Genomic DNA, 23,809 nt, shown 5'->3' on the forward strand with positions numbered 1-23,809 from the left:
ACACAGGGTGACGACAGTGAAACCACTGCCGACGGGCTTCCATGCGACAGCAGCCCGCCAAAGGCGGGCCACAATCTCCCCACCCGCACAAGGTGACGTTGGCTGGTCGGGGTGTTGCGTCAGGCCTTTAGCGGTTTGGGCCGAAGGACCGAACCAGCGGCAGCCTGATGCAATACCCCGACCAGCCTATTCACAGCAGTGCAAAACCTACTCCCGTACAACATGCAAAAAGTGCATATGCTGATCGTACTGGCTGAGAATATCCTCGATCACCTCATCCTTGGTCCAACCCATGATGTCGTAATCCTGGCCACCTTCCAGCAGGTGCACTTCGGCACGGAAGTACTTGCGCTCCAGTTCGCAGGCCTCGTCGTCATCCTGGCAGCTGAAGTCCGGGGCAGATAGGCACGCGGGCGTACTTCGTAGAGGAAGTTGACCTCGGCATTGTGCTGCACCTCGAACTGCACGCGGTTTTCCTTGCCTTCGCGTACCTCAACTTCCAGACCCTGCTTGCGCAGTTCGATGGCAATCTCTTCGGCGGCCGGTTTGACCACCTCGTCGAGGAAACGGTTGACGTGGGCACGGCGCGGGAAACTGACCATGTTGCGCAGGCGGCGTTGCCAGGACACGTTGCTGCTGCGGCTGGCAGTGGACTGTTGCAGCAGCATGCGTTTGGTCGAGTCAATGTGCAGTGCGCGCAATAGGCCCCACATGGACGCCAGCAATACCGCCGAGAACGGCAGGGCACTGGCAATGGTAACCGTCTGCAGGGCCGTAAGGCCGCCGCTGAGCAGCAGGGCAATGGCTACGATACCTGTGGATGAAGTCCAGAAGATGCGCTGCCACACCGGAGTGTTGATCTGGCCGCCGGAGGCGAGCATGTCGATTACCAGTGAACCGGAATCCGCCGAGGTAACAAAAAACAAGAACACCATGGCTACCGCCACCAGCGACAGCACGCTGCTAAGCGGGAAGTGTTCCAGAAAGTTGAACAGCGCCAGCGAGGAGTCGGCGCTGACGGTTTCGGCCAGTTCCACCATGTCGCGGTTGAGGATCATGTCGATGGCTGTGTTGCCGAATACGGTCATCCACGCCAGAGTGAATCCGGTTGGCACCAGCAGTACGCCGGTAATGAACTGGCGGATGGTGCGGCCACGGGAGATGCGGGCAATGAACATGCCGACAAAGGGTGACCAGGAAATCCACCAGCCCCAGTAGAACAGCGTCCAGCCGCCGATCCAGTCGGTCGGCTCGTAGGCGTACAGGTTGAAAGTCTTGCTGACGATTTCGGACAGGTAACTACCGGTGTTCTGCACGAAGGACTTGAACAGGAAGGCAGTCGGACCGAAAGCCAGTACCAGCAGCATCAGGATGACGGCCAGCACCAGAGTGATTTCCGACAGGATCTTGATGCCGCGGTCCAGCCCGCTGGCCACCGACAGGGTTGCCAGCGCGGTGGCGACCACAATCAGGATGACCTGGATGGTTTCGTTGACCGGCAGATCGAACAGGTAGTTGAAGCCACTGTTGATCTGCAACACGCCGAAACCCAGCGAAGTGGCGATACCGAATACGGTGCCGATGATGGCGAAGATGTCGATGGCATGGCCGATCGGGCCGTAGATGCGCTCACCGATCAGCGGGTAGAGCGCCGAGCGCAGGGTCAGCGGCAGGCCATGGCGGTAACAGAAGAACGCCAGCACCAGCGCGACAATGGCATAAATCGCCCAGGCATGCAGACCCCAGTGGAAGAAGGTCAGTTTCATCGCTTCCTTGGCCGCCTCGACCGTACCGGGCTCACCAACTGGCGGAGTGAGAAAGTGCATGACCGGCTCGGCGACACCGAAAAACATCAGGCCGATGCCCATGCCGGTGGAGAACAGCATGGCAAACCAGGAAGAGTTTTTGTAATCGGGGGTGCTGTGGTCGGGACCAAGCTTGATGTCGCCATAACGGCTCATGGCCATGAAGGCAATGCCCATCAGGATCAGGGCAACGGTGAGAACGTAGAACCAGCTGACGTTCTCCATGATCCAGCCCTGCACTGCGCCAAACGCGGTCTGGGCGACGTCGGGGGCGGCACTGGCAAAGATCACCAGGGTAATGATGATGGCGGCCGAAATATAAAAGACGGGTGGGTTGATGGTCCCACTGCGTTGCGTGGGTGTTTGCATGAGGACTCCTTGTGACTGACAGGGTCAGTACCTGGCTCGATGGATATCTGCACGGCAGATAAAAAAGACAGCACCTCCTGGTGCCAACCGGTAGTCGACTTGATAATCAGTCACTAATGGCCTGCATGGCAAGCCGTATTCCTTACATTCCGGCAGTAGCCCGCAATCCCGGCTGACGGGAAATTTGGGGCAGGTCGCGATAAAAACGGGATACAGGGTAGCAAAATGACCGCAAAAGCGCAAAAAGGCTTCCGCGAGCTATCAGGAACCGTCTTTTTCATCAGAGGGGGATAGATTGTACAAGAACGATTGCCTGCCATGGCAGGCAATCGTTTTCACCGGCGGCCGTCAGTCACGCAAGCCGAGCAGGGCGGGGCGCTCCTTTTTCGGGCTGCGGGCGTTTTCCAGTTGCTCCAGCTGTTCCAGGCTGGGCAGACGCTCGCCCTTGCGGATGATCAGCGGTGCGTTGCCGGCTTGCTCACGTTCGCGTTTGGCGGCGATATAGGCTGGTGTCGGGTCGGCCTTGACGAACAGGTCGGGGTTTTGCTGATGACGCTGGTTCTGGCGGCGGCCAGTGTTGTTGCGGCCGGCACCAGCACCCTGCTGAGGGCTGCGGTTGTTGTTGCGTGCAGCCCGCGGGCGGCGTTCGCTGGGGGCTTGCTGGCGGCCACGGTTACCGCTGGCGACACCGGGCTTGTTCTTGTAGGGGCTGACGTAGTCGACGCTGTTGCCGAAGTTGTCGATTTCGTCATCCAGAAACTCTTCCGGATCACGATCGGGTGGCAGCGCCGGTTTGCCGGCAGCATTGTGCGTATTGCGATTGTTGCGCGTGGTCTGGCGGGGGTTGCTGTCGCGGTTCTGGTTGCGCTGGCGCTGGTTGCGACCCTTGCCTTGCTCGTTGCCGGAATCGGCTTCGGCGGTTGCGGCAGCTTTTTGCCGACCCCTGTTCTGTTGTTTGTTGTCGGTGGCATCCTGCTGGCCTTTGCGGCGGCCACGGGATTCCTGGTCGTTGCGCTGGCTTTTGCCGCCCGCCTGCCGGCGCTGGTTGCGAACCGGCTCCTGCTCGGCCTGTTCGGCTTCTTCAGCTTTCAGGCCGGCTTCGATGGCCTGGTTGATGTCAAAGCCCATCCAGTCACCTTCGGGGATGCGCTGGCCGGTGACTTTCTCGATGTCGCGCAGCAGTTTCTGCTCGCTATGGGCAACCAGGGACACGGCTTCGCCCGGACGGCCGGCACGGCCGGTACGGCCAATGCGGTGTACGTAGTCTTCCTCGACGTTGGGCAGCTCGTAGTTGACCACGTGGGGCAGCTGGTCGATGTCCAGACCACGGGCGGCAATGTCGGTGGCGACCAGAATGCGGATCTCGTTGGCCTTGAAGTCGGCCAGTGCCTTGGTGCGGGCATTCTGGCTCTTGTTGCCGTGAATGGCGGCAGCCGGCAGACCGTTCTTGCTCAGGTACTCGGCAAGGCGGTTGGCACCGTGCTTGGTGCGGGTGAATACCAGCACCTGCTCCCAGGCACCCATGGTGATCAGGTGGGCCAGCAGCGCACGCTTGTGCGGTGCGGGGATCAGGAACATGCTCTGCTTGATGCGCTCCACCGTGGTGTTGGGCGGTGTCACCTCGATGCGTACCGGGTTGTGCAGCAGGCGGTTGGCCAGTGCAGTGATGTCTTTGGAGAAAGTGGCAGAGAACAGCAGGTTCTGGCGCTTGGCCGGCAACTGTTTCAGGACCTTTTTCACGTCATGGATGAAGCCCATGTCGAGCATGCGGTCGGCTTCGTCCAGCACTAGGGTGTCAACGGCGCTGAGGTCCACGGCTTTCTGGCCGATCAGGTCGAGCAGGCGGCCGGGGCAGGCCACCAGTACGTCCAGCCCCTTGGCCAGTGCACGGATTTGCGGGTTGATGCCAACGCCGCCAAACACGCAGGCACTGCGAAACGGCAGCTGGGTGGCATACAGGCGAAAGCTTTCTTCAACCTGGGCGGCCAGCTCGCGGGTGGGTGCCAGCACCAGAACCCTTGTCTGCTTTGGCAGGCGGGCCGGCTCCTGGTTGTCGGCGAAGATTTTTTGCAGGATGGGCAGCGCGAAGCCGCCGGTCTTGCCGGTGCCGGTCTGGGCGGCAACCATCAGGTCCTGTCCCTGCAGGGCGGCCGGAATGGCCTGCTGCTGGACGGGGGTGGGCGTTTCATAACCGGCGTTATGCACGGCGGTAACCAGGGCTTGAGATAAACCGAGTGAAGCAAAGGACATGCAGTCTTCCTGTGAATCGGCGGTGCCGATTGATGGGCGCAATGTATAAAATCAGACAGTCAGCGAATATTCACTCCATCGAAGTATTTGGCCTTGCGCCAGGAAAAATACCGGATGGCAACTGTCTGTTGAAAATCATGGCTTCAGCGGGAATGACGGGCAGCGCTGCATGCTTTGGCACGTGTTGCATTGTGTGCATGGAGTCGTGTAGCGAACACCGTTGACGGGTCGTCTGTTTCCTGTCTGCAGGTTGTGCAGACAGGATGTTCGCTTGCATGCGCTTACTGGCGCTGACTGAGCTGAAGGTTATTCCAAATGGCCAGGCTGGGTATGGACTGGTTCAGTGTGTAGAAATGCAGTCCGGGTGCGCCACCCTGCAGCAGCTGTTCGCACATCTTGCTGATGGTTTCGGTGCCAAACGCCTGGATGCTGTCGCTGTCGTCGCCGTAGGCTTCGAGCTGTTTGCGGATCCAGCGGGGGAGTTCGGCACCACAGGCATCAGAGAAACGTGCCAGTTTGCTGTAGTTGGTGATCGGCATGATGCCGGGCACGATTGGAATATCGACGCCAAGTCTACGCACTCTGTCGACAAAATAAAAGTAACAGTCGGCATTAAAGAAATATTGGGTGATCGCGCTGTTGGCGCCGGCTTGTACTTTACGCACGAAATTTTGCAGATCGTCTTCGAAATTACGGGCCTGGGGGTGCATCTCCGGGTAGGCGGCGACCTCGATGAAAAAGTGGTTGCCGGTTTCCTCGCGGATGAATTCGACCAGTTCGTTGGCGTAACGCAGCTCGCCGTTGGCCATGCCCATGCCTGAGGGCAGATCACCGCGCAGGGCAACGATGCGCTTGATGCCGTTGTCCTTGTAGAGGTTGAGCAGCTCGCGCAGCTCCTGTTTGCTGTCGCCGACGCAGGACAGGTGCGGAGCGGTAGGAATACCGGTGTCCTTGTCCAGTTGCAGTACGGTGTTCAGGGTGCGGTCACGGGTGGAGCCGCCGGCACCATAGGTGCAAGAGAAGAACTCGGGTTTGTAGCCGGCCAGCTCTTTGGCCGTGGCCAGCAGTTTCTCGTGGCCGGCTTCGGTCTTGGTCGGGAAGAACTCGAAGCTGAAACGTTGCTTTGACATGGTTTTATCTCTTTTGTGCTTTGTTCTGTTGTTTTTGCTGTGCAGTTGGGTGTTTTGGTGATGGTGGTTGCAGCAGCGGGGTACAGGTTCCGCAGGGTCGCTGCAAGTACGTCCATGTAAGCTTGGCGCCGCCATCCCTGGCGGCACAGCCCTGCTACACCTGCACCCCGCTGCTGCTACAAACTCCGTGCAATCTGCACGCTTGGTGATGGCGAGACTAATCCAGCCATAACCATCAACCATAAAGGTGCTGGTTAATGTTGCACCTAGCGTGCAGCCCGCACCCCAAACTCCCAGCCTGCACGGTGTATGTGGGGTGTCTGCTGTAGTGAAGCAAAGCCTGCAACGCCAAGGATGGCGTTGCGGAGCCTACAGGGACGTACTTGCGGCGTCTTTGCGCAACTACAGCAGACATCCCCTATGCACCACAGCAAAAAACACCCTCAAATACACCACCAAAAGCCAGAATCAATAGCGATAGGTATCCGGCTTGTATGGGCCATCCACTGCTACACCAATATAGTCTGCCTGGGTCTGGGTCATGCGGGTCAGTACGCCGCCGAAGCCTTTGACCATTTCCAGCGCCACTTCTTCGTCCAGCTTCTTGGGCAGCACTTCCACGGTCAGGCGCTGGGCCTGGGTAGCAGCGTCCTGGTCGGCAAACTTCAGGTCGAACAGGTGGATCTGGGCCAGCACCTGGTTGGCGAAGGAACCGTCCATGATGCGGCTGGGGTGGCCGGTGGCGTTGCCCAGGTTGACCAGACGGCCCTCGGCCAGCAGGATCAGGTAGTCGTCGTTGGCCGGATCAACGGTTTTGCCGGTACGGTGGATCTTGTGCACCTGTGGCTTGACCTCTTCCCAGGCCCAGTTGCTGCGCATGTAAGCGGTGTCGATCTCGTTGTCAAAGTGGCCGATGTTGCAGACAACGGCACGCTTTTTCAGGGCTTTCAGCATCGGTGCATCACAGACGTTGACGTTGCCGGTGGTGGTGACGATCAGGTCGATCTTGCCCAGCAGCTGCTGGTCGATGCAGGTGTCGGTGCCGTCATTTTCGCCGTTGAGGTACGGGGAAACCAGCTCGAAGCCGTCCATGCAGGCCTGCATGGCGCAGATCGGGTCGACTTCGGTGACCTTGACGATCATGCCTTCCTGGCGCAGCGATTGCGCCGAGCCCTTGCCCACGTCGCCGTAACCGATTACCAGCGCCTGTTTGCCGGACAGCAGGTGGTCGGTGCCGCGCTTGATGGCATCGTTCAGGCTGTGACGGCAGCCGTATTTGTTGTCGTTCTTGCTCTTGGTAACCGAATCGTTGACGTTGATGGCCGGCACTTTCAGGGTGCCTTTTTTCAGCATCTCGACCAAACGGTGTACGCCGGTGGTGGTTTCTTCGGTGATGCCGTGTACGTTTTTCAGTACTTCAGGGTAGCGCTCGTGCAGGATTGCGGTCAGGTCGCCGCCGTCGTCCAGCACCATGTTGGCAGCCCATGGCTGGCCGTCCTTGAGGATGGTTTGCTCGATGCACCACTCGTATTCCTCTTCGGTCTCGCCCTTCCAGGCGAATACCGGAATGCCGGCAGCGGCAATGGCGGCAGCGGCCTGATCCTGGGTGGAAAAGATGTTGCAGGATGACCAGCGTACTTCCGCGCCCAGCTCGATCAGGGTCTCGATCAGTACCGCGGTCTGGATGGTCATGTGAATGCAGCCGAGGATTTTCGCGCCTTTCAGCGGCTGCTGGCCGGCATATTTGCGGCGCAGACCCATCAGGGCAGGCATTTCGGATTCGGCGATGATGATTTCTTTGCGGCCCCAGTCGGCCAGCGTGATATCGGCAACTTTATAGTCGTTGGCGCTCATGTAATGAGTACTCCATTCGTGTCATTGAAGTCGAACGGGCGCCGTTGCAAAGAGTGCGGGAAACCGCAGGGACATCGCACGAGCCTGACAGAGAACCTGCTGCAGCGCCCCTCGTGCAATAAAGGAGGCAGAGTATAACGGATGGGCTCTGCGACTGCACGCTGTGCAGCGCAGAATGACGGAGTACGGCCTTGCAGTATGCGTTCGAGCGCGGAATGACAGTGAAAAGGGCACTATCTGGGGTATCATGCCGGCTTTGTTCCTGTTGTGGAAAAGCCATGCTCAGTTATCGCCATTCCTTTCACGCCGGCAACTTTGCCGATGTCCTGAAACACATCATCCTGCTGGAGATGCTGCAGCACATGACGGCCAAGGAAAAGGGCTTCGCCTATGTGGATACCCATGGCGGTGCCGGACTGTACAACCTGCAGTCGGCGCAGGCGGACAAGCTGCAGGAATATCAGGATGGTGTCGCCAAGCTGATGGATCTGGACTGGCCGGAGCTGGCGCTGTACCGCGAGGCGATTGCCGATGTGAACAAGAGCGGTGCGCTGAAACTCTACCCCGGCTCGCCTCTGTTTGCCGCCAGATGGCTGCGCCCGCAGGATCATGGCTGGTTTCACGAGCTGCACCCTGACGACTTTCCCCGTTTGCAGGCCAACCTCAAGCCATACCGCAAATGCAAGGTGTACAACAGCGATGGCCTGGCCGGTTTGCTCGCGGTGCTGCCGCCGCAGAGCCGTCGGGCACTGGTGCTGATTGACCCGTCCTACGAGCTGAAAACCGAGTACGATCAGGTCGCCAGGACCCTGCTGGCGGCACACAAGAAGTTTTCCAGTGGCACCTATGCCATCTGGTATCCGGTGGTGGAGCGTCAGCGGATCGATCGCATGCAAAAGCAGCTGGTCAAGGCCGGCATCAAGGATATCCAGGTGTTCGAGCTGGGGCTGGCGCCCGATAGCCCGGGTCGAGGCATGACAGCTTCCGGCATGCTGGTGGTCAATCCGCCCTGGCAGATGATGGAGAAAATGCAGAAACTGCTACCACGACTGGCCAGGGTGCTGGACAAGGACGGCAAGGCATTTGCCCGCTGCACGCAGCTGTCCTGAGGACGGTTAGCGCTTGAGCGCCAGCACCAGTACGCCGCCGGCAATCATGGCAATGCCCGACCATTCGCGCAGTGATGGGCGTTCACCCAGAAACAGTACGGCAAACAGCACCACCAGCACGATGCTGAACTTGTCGATGGGCGCCACCTTGGAGGCTTCACCCAGTTTCAGCGCACGGAAGTAACACACCCACGAAGCGCCGGTGGCCAGCGCCGACAGGCCGAGAAACCACCAGGTGCGGGGTGACAGTGTCAGCGGGTTGCTCCATTTGCCGGTGGCCATGACAAAGGCGGCCAGCACCAGCAGGATGATGGCGGTGCGGATCAGGGTGGCCAGGTCGGAGTCGACATCCTGTACACCCAGCTTGACGAAGATTGCCGTCAGCGCGGCAAAAACGGCAGAGAGAAAAGCCCAGTAGAACCAGCCGTGCGTTGCCATTGATCCGCGCTCCCGGGAGAAATAACCGGCAGACTAGCACGGAGCGGCTGACCGGATAAAGCCTGTTTCAGCCGTGTCGACAGAGCATTGCAGAGACACTCGCCGCTTAAATTCCAGCCGTGAAACTGTTACCCTTGCCGGTCGTGATTTTGGGGCAGCTGACAGGCGTTTTCGCAGGGGCGGACATGTCAAACACCGGCTGCCCCCGTACTTGCGCCAGAGTGGAATGTTGAAATGTTGAAAAGAATGATTGTATTGCTGTCCGTGCTGGCAATGTCCGGTTGTGGCGGAGTGGACCCTGATTCGCCGCTGGGCAAGCGCAAGGTGATCTTTAAGGAAATGCTCAACTTGAGCGAAGATCTGGGTGGCATGCTGCGTGGCCGCATTGCCTTTGACGAGCAGACGTTTGCCGAAAAGGCGCGTCGCCTTGACGAGATTTCCCGCCAGCCCTGGCAGCATTTTGATGCAGAGGCCAAAGAATCGAAAAGCTCCGCCCGTGATGATGTCTGGGAGCAGCGTGAGCGCTTCATGCAACTGGCACGCGAGCTGGAAGGCACCACTGCGTTGCTGCTCCAGTCGGCGCAGCAGCAGCCGCTGAATCCCGATGCGCTGGGTGTGCGGATTGATGTGGTGGAAAAGGCCTGCGAAGGCTGCCACCAGGAGTTCCGTATTTACTGACACCTGTTGCGGGGCTCACTCCGCAAGTTGGAAGCCGTCTATTCCGGTAGCGGCCAGATGTGCTGCCAGCAGTTGTACCTCGGGATGCTGGAAGAAATCGTGCAGGGTTTTCGCACTGCGAGCCGAATAACCGCGCCGCTGCCAGCCCGGCATGTCCAGCCCGGCCAGCAGCGGCCAGCTGTCGCCGGGCAGCAGCCGCAACACCGGAGGGACGCCAATGGCTGTCAGCCAGCGCCCGAAAGGTTGCTGACGGGCCTGTACGAAAATTGTCAGCAGCTGCTTTGCCCGCTTTTTGCCTACGCCATTGAGTGACTGCAGGGCCTCATCATCCAGCTCCAGCCAGCCGGCCAGGCTGTTGATGCTGCCGGCATCGGCCAGAATGGCCCAGGTGCCGCTTCCCATTCCTTTCATGTTCAAACCCTGCTTGCCGCCCAGCCAGTGCAGGCGGGCGAGGAACTGCTGCTCGCAGCCGCTCCGGTGACGAAAGCAGCTGAGTTGGTGATGAAGGGCCGGGTCGGGTGGTGACGGGACCTGTCGTTGCGGATTACGCCAGGCAATACCGGCCAACTGCGGGATGGCATGGCCGGACAGGCGCACGCTGATGTGATCACCCACTCCGAGCTCCAGACGCTGCATGCGTTCGACTGAACCCAGACTGATACGGCTGATGCGTTTGTGGTCCAGCTCCACCTCCTCCAGCAGGGCGATCGGCGTGATGCGACCGGTGCGGCCAATGTTGAATTCGAACCCTCTGATGCGGGCCACTACCTGGCTGAGCGGGTATTTCCAGGCGACTGCCCAGGCCGGCGGATAGGCATGCTGCAAGCGATTGGCGGCGCGCTCGCCCTGACGGATCACCACACCATCGGTGGCAAAGGGAAGCGGGCTGTTGTACCAGTGCCCGCGCCAGTGACGGATATCGTCCATTCCGCTAACCGGCTGACTGAAAGCGGCGGTATCGGAAAACCCCAGCCCGGCCAGTTGTTGCAGGCGCTCTGGCATGGTTGCCGGCCCGTCCGGCCACTCCCAGACAAACAGGCCGATCTGCCGGCCGGTCTGACCGTCCACTTGCTTGCGGTTGAGCCAGCCCGCGACCGAACTGCGGGCCTGATGGCTGCCATGGGCCGATTGTATGTGCCGTTCCAGTTTCTGGTACAGCTCGCCTTGCAGGTTGGCGTCAATCGGGCGTGGCAGTTGTTTGGGGATGGCGTCAATGTGCCGGGCATGCTGCAGCCAGTCCTGTCCGTGGCGGCCATCACCACGGCTGATCATCTGTTGCAGCTGCCCTTGCCGGTAGACCAGGGTGACGGCGACGCCATCAAGCTTGGGCTGCGCCCAGAGATCCTGCCGGTCGCGCAGCCATTGGCGCAGCTGTTTTTCGTCCAGCTTGTCCAGCCCCATCTGGGTATAGGTGTGGGGCAGGGCGTAGCCGGTGTCGCCAGGCAAGCGGATGGCAGACGAATCATCGCCATTGCAATATTGCCAGTTATCCAGCCGCATGCGGGCCTGATCGTACACTTCATCATCGACCAGACTGCGGCCCTCGACATGATAAGAGCGGTCCCATTGTTCCAGCTGTTGTTGCAGGTGGATGATTTGCTGTTGCAGCTGCTCCTCCGGCCAGTCCGGGCAGTGACGCTCGGCCAGGACGGGCAGGGCCAGGCTGCCGAGCAGCACAGCGGACAGGCACAGTATTCCTGCGTGCATCATTGCCTCCATGGCATGGGTGGTGTCATCAACAGTAGTCCGTGGCCGGGACAAGGTATGAAAATATTTGTCGGCCACAGGTTTTACAAGGAGAAACAAAGATCCGGGTGAAAAATCCGGTGCATTGATTTGAGTCAATTTTGATTTTGAGCAAGGGCCGAAACAACAGCGGTATGTGATGATCATCACGTTATATTGCATTGCGCAGGAGGCATGACGATGAGTGGTAGTATCCCCGCTGACTGGAATATCCGCAGCCCCGAGGTGCTGGCAGACCAGCGCAAGGCCTATGACCGGATGCGCGAGACCTGTCCGGTGGCACGTGATGAACAGGGCAACTGGACCCTGTTCCGCCATGCCGATGTGCGGCGCGTGCTGCTGGATCACGAGAGCTTCAGTAACCGGGTATCACGCCATGTCTCTGTGCCCAACGGGATGGATCAGCCTGAACACACGCCGTTTCGCCAGCTGATCGAGCCTTATTTCAATGAGCGGCGAGTGGCCTGGTTCAAACCGGTTTGTCGTGCGATTGCCGACGAGCTGGCGCAGGGCCTGCAAGGCCGGCAAACGGTCGATCTGATGGCCGACTTTGCCCTGCCGTTCGCCCTGCGTGCGCAGTGTGCCTTCATGGGTTGGCCGCAAGAGCTGCAGCAGCCACTGGGCCAGTGGGCACAGCAGAACCAGCAGGCCACCTTGAAGCAGGATCGTGCCGGGCTGGCACGCCTGGCCGCAGAGTTCGAGAGTATTGTTGCCGAACAGCTGGCCGCACGACGCCAGCCCGGTATTGTTGCCGATGCCGACATCACTGCCGAGCTGATGCATGAGCAGGTTGACGGTCGCAGCCTAACCGATATTGAAATTGCCAGCATCCTGCGCAACTGGACAGTGGGCGAAGTGGGTACCCTGGCGTCCGGTATCGGCATCATTGCCCACTTCCTCGCTGGTGATCCACAGCTACAGCAACAATTGCGCGAGCAGCCGGACAAACTCTATTACGCCAATGACGAAATCCAGCGCATGCACAACCCGTTGCTGGAGAACCGTCGTCGCGCTACCTGCTCGGTGGAGATTGGCGGTCGCCAGATTGCCGTTGAAGATCGGGTCTACCTCAACTGGGTGGCGGTCAACCGTGACCCGGAAGTGTTCCCCGAGCCGGATTGCTTCTCGTGGGAGCGCAACCCGCAGGACAACCTGCTGTATGGTGCCGGCATCCACGTCTGTCCCGGTGCGCCGATGGCCCGCATGGAGCTGGTCGAAGTGATCGACAGCCTGCTGCAGCACAGCGGCAACCTGCAACTGGCTGCCGGCCGCGAACAGGTGCTGGCGCAATACCCGGCTACCGGTTATGCGCAGCTCTGGCTGAGCGGATTCTGATGCGGAAATCTTGATAAACGCCTGCTTCGAGCAGGCGTTTTTTTGCAACCCGTTCCGGTGCTGGCGCTTGCTATTGCACTACCAGCCTGCTTGCCAGCCTGCGCAGGGGTGCCAGCTGCTGGCTGATCAGCAATAGCTGGCCGTGCAGCAGGCGCAGGTGGTCATCATCGCCCACTTGCATGGCGGCCAGCCGGCTGTTTTGCTCTTCTTCCATGCTGCAGTCGGCGTTGACCGGGCGCAGGGCCTCCAGGTCACTGGCCAGCTGTTCGAGGTTGGCGGCCAGTTGTTCCGCCTCGCGGTTGAGGGACGGGTAGTTGGGGGCGTCGGCCAGGTTGCCGCGGTGCGCGCCCAGCGCGGAAATGTAGCTCAGCAGGTTGTGCGAGTAGAGCAGAAACTCGAAACCGGTTTCGCTTTGCCGGCGGAAATGACCCGGCTCCTTGAGCATGTTGCCCAGGCTGCGACTCAGCGCGGCATTGGCGTTGTGGGCTTCGCGGCGGGCGATGCGGTACTGCATGTCGTCGGTCTTGCCCTGGCTGTACTCCTGCATGATATGGCGCAGGTACTGGCTGTTGGTGCGCAGCGTGGCGGCGGCAACCTGGTGCAGGCGGCGGCCCTGCCAGTCCGGCAGGATGAAGAATACCGCCAGCCCGGCAATCAGGCTGCCGGCCACGGTATCCAGCAGTCGCGGCAGAAACAGGTCATAGCCGTGACCGATCTGGTTGAAGCAGATCAGCATCATCATGGTGATAAAAGCCGTGGATGCCTTGAAGTGGCTGGTGCGGGTGGCGAAGTAACCGACCCCGGCAGCAATTGCGAACAGCGCCTGCACCCAGAGCAGCGGCGTGATCTGGAACAGCAGCCAGCTCATGGCCAGCCCCTGGATGGTTCCGATGATGCGTTGCAGCATGCGTACCCGAGTGGCGGCATAGTGCGGGCGACAGACAAACACCGTGGTCATCAGGATCCAGTAGCCCTGTTCGGGTGCAAGAAACAGCATGATCAGCAGACAGCTGGCCACGGCCACCGACATGCGGATGGCATGGCGCATCAGGGCGGACTTGAGCGTGAAATGCTGCGCCACCCGCTGTGCGGCCTCGCGCAGGCTCTGCGGCTCACGGTCGAACAGGTTGCTGTCCTGCTGCAAGGTCAGGGCGTCCGGGTTGCTGGCCTGGCCCAGTAGCTGGTCCATGGTACCCAGGTTGGTTGCCAGCGAGCGCAGGGAGCGCAGCAGGGGCGTCCACTCCGGGTTGTTCTGCTTGTGCAGGAAGGCAATGGCGGCCTGCAGGTCTTCCAGTGCCTGGGCATGCCCCGCGCCGTAATCGAATGGCTGGCGCAGCTCGATGGCCCGGGCCAGTGCCGCGCAGGCATCGCCCTGCTGGCGGATCAGGCGCAGGCAGCGGAACAGTACGTCACTGTGAAAGAACGCATCAGCCAGTTGCTGATAGGGCGCATGGCTGGAAGTGGCGCGCTCGTGCAGATCCTGGGCGAGAAAGTACAGCTTCAGATAGCGGCTGGTACCGGCACGGGTACGGTTGCGGCCGACGCGCTGCAGGATCAGGGTCTTGCTTTCGTTGAGGGCCTCCACCAAAAGGGCGTTCTGTTGCGCCAGTTCCAGGTGTTTGACCTGGATGTCCATGTTGCGCAGCGGCTCGAACAGCACAGATTTTGCCTTGAAATAGTCACATTGGCGGCGAAACAGGCGGGCCAGACTCTGTTGTAACGGTTGCTGGGCGAACAGTGCATACCAGATCACCGAGAGCAGGCCATACAGCATCGCCCCGTATAACAGCCACGGCGCATATTGCCAGAGGGCCGCATCCTCGGGGCTGTGTTGCTCCAGCCCGACCATGGTGTAGATGCCGAGAATCAGGGTGGCATAGGAGATCGATGCATAACGCGAGCCGGCTCCGCCCAGCACGATCAGCACCAGGGTCGAGATCACCACGAACAGCGAGAGCCATGCCGGATAGGGATGCAGCAGCTCGATGGCGGTACTCATCAGCAGGAAACAGCACAGGCTGACACTGACCGCCAGCAGACGGCCCTGCCAGCTGTCATCGCTTTCCGCCAGTGCCGAGGCGATCACGCCCAGATAGAGCGGGATCAGCGCATCGATGCGGTCGAACAGCCAGACCCAGCCGGTGCACAGGCTCAGCGCAATGAAAAAGCGCAGACCGGGGCCGAATTTGTCCAGTGCCCAGAGGTGGCGCAGTGGCTGGGTAAAACCGGAGGCGGGCATGATGGGTGATTACCTCGCAGCGGACGTGTCAGGTGAGCGGCGCATGCGCATGTCCTTGAGCGACATCCACAAGGCCAGCGACAGAGTAAGCATGATACTGACAAAGCCCAGAGTAAAGGCCAGATGCCAGTTGCTGTGCGGCAGCACGGCAAATACCAGCGCGGTGATCACGGCGATACCGACCGAGGTGCCGATGCGCTGGCCGGTCTGCATGATGGCGCCGGAACTGCCGGCATAGGCGATCGGCACCTCGGCCAGCGTCAATGTCTGGTTGGGGCTGATCACCGAACCCTGGCCAAGGCCGAACAGGGCCAGGCTACCCAGCAGCCACCAGTGACTGAGCAGCCCGTGCAGGTGCAGCTGAACCACCAGTATGCTGCTGGCCAGCCCGAGCAGGGTCATGCACAGGCCGCCAACCACAATCGCGCGGCCGATGCGGGTCACCCGTTTGCCGGACCAATTGGCCGACCAGGCCGAGAGCAACGCTGATGGAATGCCGATCAGGCTGGCTTCCAGGGCGCTTTTGCCCAGCCCCAGCTGGATGAACAGCGGCACCAGCACCCAGACACTGGTCATGCCCAGAAAGTACAGCGTCATGATGATTGCGCCGTTGCGGTAGCTGGGTGTGTGAAAGATGTTCAGGTCGACCATCGGGCTGAACCCCATGCGCGCATACAGCCGCTCCCAGTGTACCCACAGATAGAACAGCACCAGCCCCAGCGGTACCAGCAGCCACAGCAAATGGGCCTCACGCGCCTCGACAAAGGGAAACAGCACCGCCAGCACGCCCAGCCCCAGCAGCAAGGCTCCAACCGGGTCCAGCGAGCTGAGCCCCTGTCTTTGTCGCGTGGATGCAGTTGAGCCAATATTGCGGTCGTGCCGGGCACATTCTTGTAGGTGCGAATTCATTCGCACAGCGGGACCCTGTCCGGATAAATCCGGACCTGCATAATTTCCTCCATTGATTAACCGTGGCCGATGCAGCAGCGGACGCGGAAACCAGCGATAGCCGAGCCACAGCGTGAGCAGCCCGACCGGCACGTTGACCAGAAAAGTCAGTCGCCAGCCAAAGCTGTCTCCGCCCAGTTCGATCAGGAAACCACCCAGCACCGGCCCGATGGCCACTGATACACCGACCGCTGTACCGAAGAAGCCGAACGCCCGGCCCCGTTCTGCCCCGCGAAAATACTGCTGGATCATGCCCACGCCCTGCGGGTTGATGAAGCCGGAACCGACACCCTGGATAAAACGGGCCAGATTGAGCTGGTCAGCCGTTTGTGCCAGCCCGGCGGCTACCGAGGCCAGGGTGAAGATGGCAACACCGATCATGAAGAAGCCGCCACGGCCCATCAGGTCGCCGGCCCGCCCGGCGCTGACCAGTACCACGCCAAAGGTCAGCGCATAGCCGGACAGCACCCATTGAATGTCCGACTGGCTGGCATGCAGCGCCTGCTGGATGGAAGCCAGCGCCACGTTGACAATGCTCACGCCCATCAGCGACATGAAGATGGCGGCAAGAACAACCATCAGGATGTGCCAGCGGGCCGGGTCCTGGACGTCTGCAATGGCAGAAGAAGAGGCTGACAGCTGTTCCGCAGTGGTGGACATGAAGGCTCCGCATGGTTGGGTGTGGCAGGACTTCCAGTGTAGTCGTGCCGCAGGTTATAGGCGAGTGTTGCAAGCAGGGTAATGATAGCGGAGCATTCGTCGCTCTCAGCAGTCGCGGAACACGTGTGCTGATGGCTCCCAACATTGCGGGGAGCCCGGCAACGTGGCAATCTTCGTCAGCTTTCTCGTCTGTCACCATCGAATATCCTATGGATCTCACCCTTGCCCTGCTGACCATGACCGCCGCCTTTACCCTGGGCGCGATGATTCCCGGCCCCAGTTTCTTGCTGGTGGCCCGCACCGCACTGGCGGTGTCGCGGCCGGCCGGGCTGGCAGCGGCGCTGGGCATGGGCGTTGGCGGTATCACGTTTGCGCTGGTGGCACTGCTGGGGCTGATGGCGTTGCTGGCCGCGGTGCCGGTGCTCTATGGCCTGCTCAAGCTGGCTGGCGGATTGTATCTGTTGTATATCGGCTGGCGTATCTTGCGTGGTGCACGCCAGCCATTGTCACTGGACAGTCTGGGCCAGAAAAACAACGGCAGCCTGTGGCGGGCCTTCGCGCTGGCGCTGGCAACCCAGTTGAGCAACCCGAAAACCGCGCTGGCCTATGCCGGCATTTTTGCCTCGTTGCTGCCGCGTGATGTACCTGTTGCAGTACTGGTGGGGCTGCCGTTGCTGGTATTCGCCATCGAGTTTGGCTGGTATGCGCTGGTCACGCTGGTGCTGTCGGCACCGGCACCGCGTGCCCGCTATTTGGCCGGCAAGGCGTGGATTGACCGTATTGCCGGCAGCCTGATGGGGCTGCTCGGCCTCAAGCTGCTGGCCGATGTGGTCCGCTGAATACAGTTACCACCACCAGAACATGAAGCCCCAGGCGGCGTTGGCGCAGGCCAGTCCGGCCAGTACCAGTACCATGGCCGGCAACTGGCGCCAGCCACGGGTCCACTGGCGAATGATGCGCAGAGCCAGATAAACCACCGCCAGAGTTGCCAGTACCAGCAGGCCCAGCCGCAAATCATTGGCCCACCAGGTCGCGATGCCCTCATGGCGGATCAGGCTCAGCGTGGTGGCCGACAGGCCAAGAAACACGCCGGCCCCGGCCAGCGGGATGAATGCCTGTGCCAGATGGTGTACCCGTTGCCAGCTGAAAGCCCCGGCGACCCGCACCGCCACCATCAGACATAGCAAAATGGCGGTACCCAGCACCAGCGCCGTGGCAAGGATGTAAGTGATCAGACACAGGCCGTCCAGCCATGAAAACACATCGTTGTTGGCCGGGTAGTTGGTCAGCAGGAACCAGGGCGCGTTGGTCTGCAAAATCCACCACACTTCATGGTCGATGAAATAGCCGGCCAGAAACTGCTTGTACTGGATGAACCATGGGCTGGCGGTCCAGTGGAAGGCGCCCAGCGCGATGCCGAGCAAACCGTAGAGAATCAGCGCCGTCTGCCAGAAACCGGATTCGGTGGCGGCCAGATGGATCACCTCGTCGCCGGGCGAGCGGGCGGTCAGGGTGATGGCGTTGTGGTAACTGCTGCAACGCCCGCACATGTGGCAGCCGCTGCCGCCCTGCATGCTGCGCAGCGGTTGCAGCGGCGCACAGTTGACCGGCTGCACCTTGATCAGATTGGCTTTTTCATGGGCCAGATTGTCGTCCCAGACCTGCTTGTCGGTACGGAAATACATCGGCGACAGCTTTGACAACAGGGCGAACACGCCATTGACCGGGCACAGGTACTTGCACCAGGCCCGCTTGTTCCTGGCATAGACAAAACCCACCAGCATCGCGGCCACGGTCGAGCCGCCGAGCACCAGCATCACCGCATAGGGGTACTGGTATACGCTGACCATCTGCCCGTAAATGGTGGTCAGGGCAAAGGCGGTAAAGGGCCAGCCGCCCCAGCGCATCCAGCGTGGAATGGCACGCCCCAGCCCCCGGTTGGCCGCCCATTCGCTTAGTGCTCCTTCCGGACAAAGCACGCCACACCACAGCCGGCCAAACAACACCATCGACAGCAGGACAAAGGGCCACCAGATGCCCCAGAAACAGAACTGGGCAAACACCGTAATGTTGTTGAGGATGCGGGCATCGTTGTCCGGCAGAGGATAAAACAGTGGCACGATGATCAGCACCGCATAGATACCGACAATCAGCCACTGGAGGGTGAGAATGGTTCGGCGATGGTCGCGCAGCCAGTCGCCGGCGCGGGCCAGCCAGGGGGTCTGGTGGATCATGACAATGCGCTCCATGGTTTTGCGGAACACTGAATGAGAACGTGCGCTTCCTTAGGCTGTGCTGTCAGCCGTTACCACCTGTGCCATCCGGCCAGCGGCAGTCCCTGTAACGGCAAAAGCCCCGCAGGGCGGGGCTTGTACAGCGCGGGCGATTTTATCAGTAACCACCCTTCTTGCCGATACCGGCGTAAGGGAATTCCCAGCTGACGTCAAAGGCTTCCCACCACTCGGCCACGCCGGTTTCCTTGTCGGTGTGACGGCCGAAGTTGGCTGCGGTGAAGGCGGAGGGCGGCGCGATGTTGAAGGTCACGCGGTATTTGCCCGGACCGTTCAGCTTGACGTTATCGCCGTAGTGCGGGCCGTCATTGGCCACCATGGGCATGAACGGACCTTGCTGTACCCAGTTGCTGCCGTCGAGCTTTTCCAGCGTGTAGTTGACGGTCAGGTAAGGCACCCAGGAGCCTTCTTCAAAGCCGTTGGCGTTGTTGGCCAGCGCGGCGATATCCGCTTCCAGGTGGATGTCGGCATCGGCAGCACTCAGGTGGTGGGAGTCATGGTTGGCGTGCTCCATGCTCACCGGTTGCAGGTAAACGCCGACGATTTCCATGCCGTTGATCTCGACCGGCTCGCCGACCGGATATTCCTTGGCGTACAGCTGGCCAGCCAGAGCCAGCATGGACAGGGTCAGGGCGGTCTGTTGCAGTGCTTTCATGTGGTGATCCTTCAAGGATGCGGGAATGGTGGCTCAGTTTAAAACATGGTCTGAACGATAATCAATATCGTTTGTCAAAGTGATCGATGAATTTCATGTCCTGTGACGCAAGCCTGACAGTCTGCCGCTGCAATGAAGCCTGCGTCATCACGTCTCTGTCGTTGTTGAGGGGCGCTTGATAGCGTGTAAAGGACACATCTGCACCAGGACAGCTATTTCGTGCCCGAGAGCTTTTGCCGGTTTCTTGCCGGGAATGGGGCAGGAAAAGTGTCAAGCGTGCAACTTTTAAGCAAAAGGAGAAGATCATGTCTACCCGATTCGCAAACAAGACCGCACTGATCACGGGTGCTGCGTCCGGCATTGGCAAAGCGACTGCGCTTCGACTCGCGGCCGAAGGTGCGGCGGTAGTGGTTGCCGATTTGCACGAACAGGCCGCGCAAGCAGTGGTTGATGAAATTGTCAGCAAAGGCGGCAAGGCTGTTGCCTTTGGTGGTGACTTCACTTCGCCTGCAGTGAACGAGGCGGCGGTGGCCTTTGCCGTCGACCAGTTTGGTGCCCTGCACCTGGCCTTCAACAATGCCGGCATCATCGGGCCGCAAGGGCCGTTACACGAGACGGATCTGACCGGCTACAGGAAACTGATGGATATCAACCTGGATGCCGTTTTCTACGGCATGAAGTACGAAGTGCCGGCCATCTTGGCAGCTGGCGGTGGTGCCATCGTCAATACCGCTTCCATTCTGGGCCTGGTGGGCACACCCGGCTATGTACCCTATGTGACGGCCAAGCACGCGGTGTCGGGCATGACCAAGAGTGCGGCGCTGCAGTATTCTTCACAGGGTATCCGCATCAACTCGGTACACCCCGGCTACATTGATACGCCGCTGCTCAACGAACTGAGCCGCGAGGAATACAACTCGCTGGTTGCGCTGCACCCGATCGGCCGGCTGGGCCGGGCGGAAGAGGTTGCCAGTGTGGTAGCTTTCCTGCTGTCTGATGATGCCTCCTTTGTCAGCGGATCGCAGTACACGGTTGATGGTGGTTACACTGCGCAGTAATACCTGCCTGGCTACAAACCGGCATGCCACAACAAAGCAGGCCTTCTGACAGTAGTCAAAAGGCCTGCTTTCTCTTTGCGGGCTTTCTGGTTGCGAGGAGTGCTGCCTGCTTCATGTGTGTACTGCGCTAGCTGCCACCAGGGCAACACCGCTTCCGGAGCGGGGCCGCCTTGATGGCAGACCGGGACTACAGCTTTTTCAGCTCGTTAACCACCTGCATGTATTTCTTGCCTTCCTCGGCCAATTTTTCAGGTTCGGAGGTTTCCGACGCCACGTGGACTTCTTCCAGGGTGTCAGCCAGTGCCTTCACTTCGTCGCCGATCTTCTCCAGCGCGACTTCCAGCGTATAAGTTAGTTGATGGATTTCTGCCAATGCTTGCGGGGTCAGCTCGCCGTCCAGCTGTTTGGCCAGCAAATTGTTGTATTCGCTAAAATTTTTTACTGCAGTGGCCAAGTCAGGGGAAGGCACGCCCTTGAAGTGTTCAACACGCTCGGTGGCAAAACTGTTTGCGGAAAATGCCAGGGCAGCTGCCATGGCCAGGGTGGAGAAGCCGAGTTTCATGATCAAATCCTTAATGAGAATCAATTGCGAACATGCAATCTAGCAGCGACTCCCTTGCTTTTCAATACCTGTGCAACGGGTGTCGGCAAATGGCTTGGCAACCCGAAAAACGCATGTGCGCGTATCGCACATGTTGAAAGAAAAATCAATTAGACACTAATACTAACAAGAATGATTCGCATTAAGATTTACATGTGTAAGTTCTCCCCCTACCATGTCGAGCCTCACCAACGACAGGAGACATCAGGATGCGAATTCCGTTCACCCGTTCCGTGCTGGCTTGTGCCGTACTCGGAGCAAGCCCCTTGGTACTGGCAGACACCCCTGCCCAGCTCGACTCAATGGTTGTCAGTGCGGCGGGTTATGAGCAAAAGATCACCGATGCGCCAGCCAGTATTTCGGTGATTAGCCAGGAGGACCTGAAGAAAAAGCCCTATACCAACCTGCTGGATGCGGTGAAGGATATTGAGGGCGTTGACATTGGTGAGACCAATGACAAAACCAACAATGGGCAGATCAGCATTCGCGGCATGGGTGCCGACTATACGCTGGTACTGATTGACGGCAAGCGTCAGAACAACAACGGTGAACTGTATCCGAACAGTTTTAACGGCGTCCAGTACGCCAGTATCCCGCCCCTGTCCATGGTTGAGCGCATTGAGGTCATTCGTGGCCCGATGGGTACCATCTACGGCTCCGATGCCATTGGCGGTGTCATCAACATCATCACCAAAAAAGTTTCCAATGAATGGGTTGGCTCCATTGGTTACGCCAAGACTTTCCAGACCGATAGCGACTATGGCAACAACGATAATGTGGATTTTTCGGCGATGGGTGCGCTAATTGAAGACACTCTTGGTGTCAGCGTGCGCGGTAGCTTCTATGAGGCCGACCTGTCAAACCCCGAGTTTAAAAAGCTTTGGCACAATGGTGTTGATGTCAGCAAAAACAACAACAGCTTTGGTGCGGGCAAGGGCAACGTCAAGAATGAAGCCTGGACCTTTGGTGTTGGGCTGACCTTTACGCCGAACAAGGACCATACCATCAAGGCTGACTATGATATAGCCAAGCAAAAATATGATAACACTCCTTACTTGACCAAATCTGGCGACACGGTTGACCCATTGGGCACCAATGACACTTACAGGGCATTATTGCAGTCAAGAGCAGGCTATAAGGACCAGCTGAGATTTGAAAGAAGCCAGTACTCGCTGTTCTGGGAAGCTGGCTGGAGTCTGGGTAAAAGCACGATGGGCATCCATCATATAGACTCCAAGAATGATGGCCGCACGCTACCGCCTACCCTGGATGAAAGGGAATACATAGCTGCAAATTATCGCTATACCGGTGCGGGTGCTCCTTACGCCAACATTGATGCAGCTTTAGCGGCTGCGATGGCTGACCCGGTGTTTTTGGCCATGTTGCCGCGCCCGGACCGTCCTTTGGAGTCCACCAACACCACCTATAGTGCCAAGTATGAAGTGCCTCTGGCCAACCACTTCGTGGTGGCGGGTGCCGAGTACCAGGATTCCAGGCTGAAGGACGGTGCATTTGGCATGGAAGGTGGCAGCCAGGGCGAAGTCAAAAAATACTATCAGTACGCACTCTATGCAGAGGATAGCTGGAACTTTATCGACCCGCTAACCCTGACCTATGGTGCCCGCTACAACTACCACGAAGACTTTGGCAGCCATACCACGCCTCGGGTCTATCTGGCTTATGCGCTTAATGATAGCTGGACATTCAAGGGGGGCGTGTCTACAGGTTATAAAACGCCCAAGGCCACGGACTTGTATGACGGCATTACCGGTTTTGGCAGCCAGGGTGCCAACCCGATGATTGGCAACCCGAACCTGAAGCCTGAGAAGTCAGTCAACTACGAAGTTGCTGCTTACTATGAGCATGCCGACAAGCATAATGTCAATGTCACTTTGTTCAGGAATGAATTCAAGGACAAGATTGAAAATTCCGAACTGAGCGGTAGCGCAGGCGACCGTTGGGAAGCCTTGCGGGCAGCAAATGGTACCCTGACCAAAAAGGACAACGTAGCCAAAGCGACCATCAGTGGTGTTGAAGTGGCGGGACGGTATTACATTGTTGACAATTTGTTTGTCAAAGGTAACTGGACTTACCTGGATTCTGAGAACAAGGAAACCGGCAAGCCTTTGCGTAGTTCGCCCAAGCATATGTTCAGTGCAACGCTGGACTGGCAGCCTACTTCCAGGCTGAACACTTATTTGCAGTACTCCGGGGATATTGATCGCTATCGTTCCACCTACACAAGCTCTGCGGGTAGCTCGAAGGATCTGTACTACAAGGACTACTCAACCTGGAATTTGGGTGCTTCCTACCGGTTTAGTGACAGCTTCATGTTGATTGGCCGGGTCAATAACCTGTTTGACAAGGATTACCTTGAATACAGCCTGGCTGACAGGGTGGGTACCACCAACTACTACAATGAGTACAACAACAAACCCGCCGGCCGTAACTTCTGGTTGAGTGCTCGTTACGACTTTTAAACCAGAGAGGATCTGATGAATCCAGGTATCCCGTTATTGTGAGCGAGGTGATGCAGTCAGGTGAAATTTGGCTGCATTGCTGCTCTGGCAATGACATTTTCATGCCCGTCCGGTGACGCGTTCACACAGACAGGCAGCATTTTGGCAACTGGTGGTTATGTAC

Annotated in this window: 16 protein-coding genes, 1 pseudogene and 1 riboswitch; of the genes and pseudogenes, 6 read left to right on the top strand and 11 right to left on the bottom strand. The window is 59.1% G+C overall.

The features are described 5' to 3' along the window. Nucleotides 1–207: 207 nt before the first annotated feature. The 4 genes and pseudogenes from AR306_RS02725 to ahcY form a co-directional block, all read right to left on the bottom strand. Nucleotides 208–2,174 (bottom strand): annotated as a pseudogene (locus tag AR306_RS02725) (BCCT family transporter). 348 nt (nucleotides 2,175–2,522) lie between these two features. Beyond that, the gene (locus tag AR306_RS02730; RefSeq protein WP_101496010.1) at nucleotides 2,523–4,424 is read right to left on the bottom strand and encodes a DEAD/DEAH box helicase; all 1,902 of its coding nucleotides are present in this window, start codon (nucleotides 4,422–4,424) and stop codon (nucleotides 2,523–2,525) included. 281 nt (nucleotides 4,425–4,705) lie between these two features. After that, on the bottom strand, nucleotides 4,706–5,554 hold the full coding sequence (metF, locus tag AR306_RS02735; RefSeq protein WP_101496011.1) for a methylenetetrahydrofolate reductase [NAD(P)H]: 849 nt from the start codon (nucleotides 5,552–5,554) through the stop codon (nucleotides 4,706–4,708). A 468-nt stretch (nucleotides 5,555–6,022) separates the two neighbouring features. After that, nucleotides 6,023–7,408 carry an adenosylhomocysteinase gene (gene ahcY, locus AR306_RS02740; protein WP_101496012.1) on the bottom strand — a complete coding sequence of 462 codons (1,386 nt, stop codon included), beginning with the start codon at nucleotides 7,406–7,408 and terminating at the stop codon, nucleotides 6,023–6,025. A 29-nt stretch (nucleotides 7,409–7,437) separates the two neighbouring features. Continuing rightward, nucleotides 7,438–7,527: riboswitch (S-adenosyl-L-homocysteine riboswitch) on the bottom strand. Nucleotides 7,528–7,686: 159 nt separating this feature from the next. Between ahcY and AR306_RS02745 the strand changes: the two genes are divergently transcribed. Next, nucleotides 7,687–8,517, top strand: a complete 831-nt coding sequence (locus tag AR306_RS02745) for a 23S rRNA (adenine(2030)-N(6))-methyltransferase RlmJ (protein ID WP_101496013.1) — start codon at nucleotides 7,687–7,689, stop codon at nucleotides 8,515–8,517. A gap of 6 nt (nucleotides 8,518–8,523) precedes the next feature. Here the strand turns inward: AR306_RS02745 and AR306_RS02750 are convergent, their stop codons facing one another. Further along, nucleotides 8,524–8,955 carry an EamA family transporter gene (locus tag AR306_RS02750; protein WP_101496014.1) on the bottom strand — a complete coding sequence of 144 codons (432 nt, stop codon included), beginning with the start codon at nucleotides 8,953–8,955 and terminating at the stop codon, nucleotides 8,524–8,526. Between the two features lie 234 nt (nucleotides 8,956–9,189). On the opposite strand from AR306_RS02750, the gene AR306_RS02755 reads away from it, so the two are divergent. Further along, complete coding sequence (locus AR306_RS02755) at nucleotides 9,190–9,633, top strand: c-type cytochrome (protein WP_101496015.1); 444 nt, start codon at nucleotides 9,190–9,192, stop codon at nucleotides 9,631–9,633. 15 nt (nucleotides 9,634–9,648) lie between these two features. Here the strand turns inward: AR306_RS02755 and ligB are convergent, their stop codons facing one another. Further along, the gene (ligB, locus tag AR306_RS02760) at nucleotides 9,649–11,340 is read right to left on the bottom strand and encodes an NAD-dependent DNA ligase LigB (RefSeq protein ID WP_101496016.1); all 1,692 of its coding nucleotides are present in this window, start codon (nucleotides 11,338–11,340) and stop codon (nucleotides 9,649–9,651) included. A 219-nt stretch (nucleotides 11,341–11,559) separates the two neighbouring features. Here ligB and AR306_RS02765 point away from each other — a divergent pair, with 219 nt between their 5' ends. After that, nucleotides 11,560–12,714 carry a cytochrome P450 gene (locus tag AR306_RS02765; RefSeq protein ID WP_101496017.1) on the top strand — a complete coding sequence of 385 codons (1,155 nt, stop codon included), beginning with the start codon at nucleotides 11,560–11,562 and terminating at the stop codon, nucleotides 12,712–12,714. A gap of 70 nt (nucleotides 12,715–12,784) precedes the next feature. Here AR306_RS02765 and yccS read toward each other — a convergent pair whose 3' ends face one another. Both yccS and AR306_RS02775 read right to left on the bottom strand, forming a co-directional pair. Next, complete coding sequence (gene yccS / locus AR306_RS02770; RefSeq protein ID WP_101496018.1) at nucleotides 12,785–14,953, bottom strand: YccS family putative transporter; 2,169 nt, start codon at nucleotides 14,951–14,953, stop codon at nucleotides 12,785–12,787. Between the two features lie 9 nt (nucleotides 14,954–14,962). After that, on the bottom strand, nucleotides 14,963–16,561 hold the full coding sequence (locus AR306_RS02775; protein WP_101496019.1) for an MFS transporter: 1,599 nt from the start codon (nucleotides 16,559–16,561) through the stop codon (nucleotides 14,963–14,965). Between the two features lie 209 nt (nucleotides 16,562–16,770). Between AR306_RS02775 and AR306_RS02780 the strand changes: the two genes are divergently transcribed. After that, nucleotides 16,771–17,400 carry a LysE family translocator gene (locus AR306_RS02780; protein ID WP_101496020.1) on the top strand — a complete coding sequence of 210 codons (630 nt, stop codon included), beginning with the start codon at nucleotides 16,771–16,773 and terminating at the stop codon, nucleotides 17,398–17,400. A 6-nt stretch (nucleotides 17,401–17,406) separates the two neighbouring features. On the opposite strand, the gene AR306_RS02785 is transcribed toward AR306_RS02780, so the two are convergent. Then, a complete protein-coding gene (locus AR306_RS02785; RefSeq protein WP_166627886.1) occupies nucleotides 17,407–18,795 on the bottom strand; it encodes a 4Fe-4S binding protein in 1,389 nt (462 codons plus the stop codon). A gap of 157 nt (nucleotides 18,796–18,952) precedes the next feature. After that, nucleotides 18,953–19,507 carry an iron transporter gene (locus tag AR306_RS02790; RefSeq protein WP_101496021.1) on the bottom strand — a complete coding sequence of 185 codons (555 nt, stop codon included), beginning with the start codon at nucleotides 19,505–19,507 and terminating at the stop codon, nucleotides 18,953–18,955. Nucleotides 19,508–19,812: 305 nt separating this feature from the next. Between AR306_RS02790 and AR306_RS02795 the strand changes: the two genes are divergently transcribed. Then, nucleotides 19,813–20,565: an SDR family NAD(P)-dependent oxidoreductase gene (locus AR306_RS02795; protein ID WP_101496022.1), complete on the top strand. Its 753-nt coding sequence runs from the start codon at nucleotides 19,813–19,815 to the stop codon at nucleotides 20,563–20,565. Nucleotides 20,566–20,752: 187 nt separating this feature from the next. Here the strand turns inward: AR306_RS02795 and AR306_RS02800 are convergent, their stop codons facing one another. Beyond that, nucleotides 20,753–21,127 (bottom strand): DUF6746 family protein, encoded by a 375-nt coding sequence (locus tag AR306_RS02800; protein ID WP_101496023.1) that lies wholly within the window; start codon nucleotides 21,125–21,127, stop codon nucleotides 20,753–20,755. 248 nt (nucleotides 21,128–21,375) lie between these two features. Here AR306_RS02800 and AR306_RS02805 point away from each other — a divergent pair, with 248 nt between their 5' ends. Further along, nucleotides 21,376–23,646 (top strand): TonB-dependent receptor domain-containing protein, encoded by a 2,271-nt coding sequence (locus tag AR306_RS02805; RefSeq protein ID WP_101496024.1) that lies wholly within the window; start codon nucleotides 21,376–21,378, stop codon nucleotides 23,644–23,646. The last annotated feature ends 163 nt before the right edge of the window (nucleotides 23,647–23,809 follow it).

The organism is Thiopseudomonas denitrificans (assembly GCF_002866065.1).
GTDB lineage: Bacteria > Pseudomonadota > Gammaproteobacteria > Pseudomonadales > Pseudomonadaceae > Thiopseudomonas > Thiopseudomonas denitrificans.

Excerpts from the sequence above, each read along its gene's own strand:
- AR306_RS02730 (WP_101496010.1), bottom strand. The coding sequence starts at position 4,424 with ATGTCCTTTGCTTCACTCGGTTTATCTCAAGCCCTGGTTACCGCCGTG.
- metF (WP_101496011.1), bottom strand. The coding sequence starts at position 5,554 with ATGTCAAAGCAACGTTTCAGCTTCGAGTTCTTCCCGACCAAGACCGAA.
- ahcY (WP_101496012.1), bottom strand. The coding sequence starts at position 7,408 with ATGAGCGCCAACGACTATAAAGTTGCCGATATCACGCTGGCCGACTGG.
- AR306_RS02745 (WP_101496013.1), top strand. The coding sequence starts at position 7,687 with ATGCTCAGTTATCGCCATTCCTTTCACGCCGGCAACTTTGCCGATGTC.
- AR306_RS02750 (WP_101496014.1), bottom strand. The coding sequence starts at position 8,955 with ATGGCAACGCACGGCTGGTTCTACTGGGCTTTTCTCTCTGCCGTTTTT.
- AR306_RS02755 (WP_101496015.1), top strand. The coding sequence starts at position 9,190 with ATGTTGAAAAGAATGATTGTATTGCTGTCCGTGCTGGCAATGTCCGGT.
- ligB (WP_101496016.1), bottom strand. The coding sequence starts at position 11,340 with ATGCACGCAGGAATACTGTGCCTGTCCGCTGTGCTGCTCGGCAGCCTG.
- AR306_RS02765 (WP_101496017.1), top strand. The coding sequence starts at position 11,560 with ATGAGTGGTAGTATCCCCGCTGACTGGAATATCCGCAGCCCCGAGGTG.
- yccS (WP_101496018.1), bottom strand. The coding sequence starts at position 14,953 with ATGCCCGCCTCCGGTTTTACCCAGCCACTGCGCCACCTCTGGGCACTG.
- AR306_RS02775 (WP_101496019.1), bottom strand. The coding sequence starts at position 16,561 with ATGTCCACCACTGCGGAACAGCTGTCAGCCTCTTCTTCTGCCATTGCA.
- AR306_RS02780 (WP_101496020.1), top strand. The coding sequence starts at position 16,771 with ATGGATCTCACCCTTGCCCTGCTGACCATGACCGCCGCCTTTACCCTG.
- AR306_RS02785 (WP_166627886.1), bottom strand. The coding sequence starts at position 18,795 with ATGATCCACCAGACCCCCTGGCTGGCCCGCGCCGGCGACTGGCTGCGC.
- AR306_RS02790 (WP_101496021.1), bottom strand. The coding sequence starts at position 19,507 with ATGAAAGCACTGCAACAGACCGCCCTGACCCTGTCCATGCTGGCTCTG.
- AR306_RS02795 (WP_101496022.1), top strand. The coding sequence starts at position 19,813 with ATGTCTACCCGATTCGCAAACAAGACCGCACTGATCACGGGTGCTGCG.
- AR306_RS02800 (WP_101496023.1), bottom strand. The coding sequence starts at position 21,127 with ATGAAACTCGGCTTCTCCACCCTGGCCATGGCAGCTGCCCTGGCATTT.
- AR306_RS02805 (WP_101496024.1), top strand. The coding sequence starts at position 21,376 with ATGCGAATTCCGTTCACCCGTTCCGTGCTGGCTTGTGCCGTACTCGGA.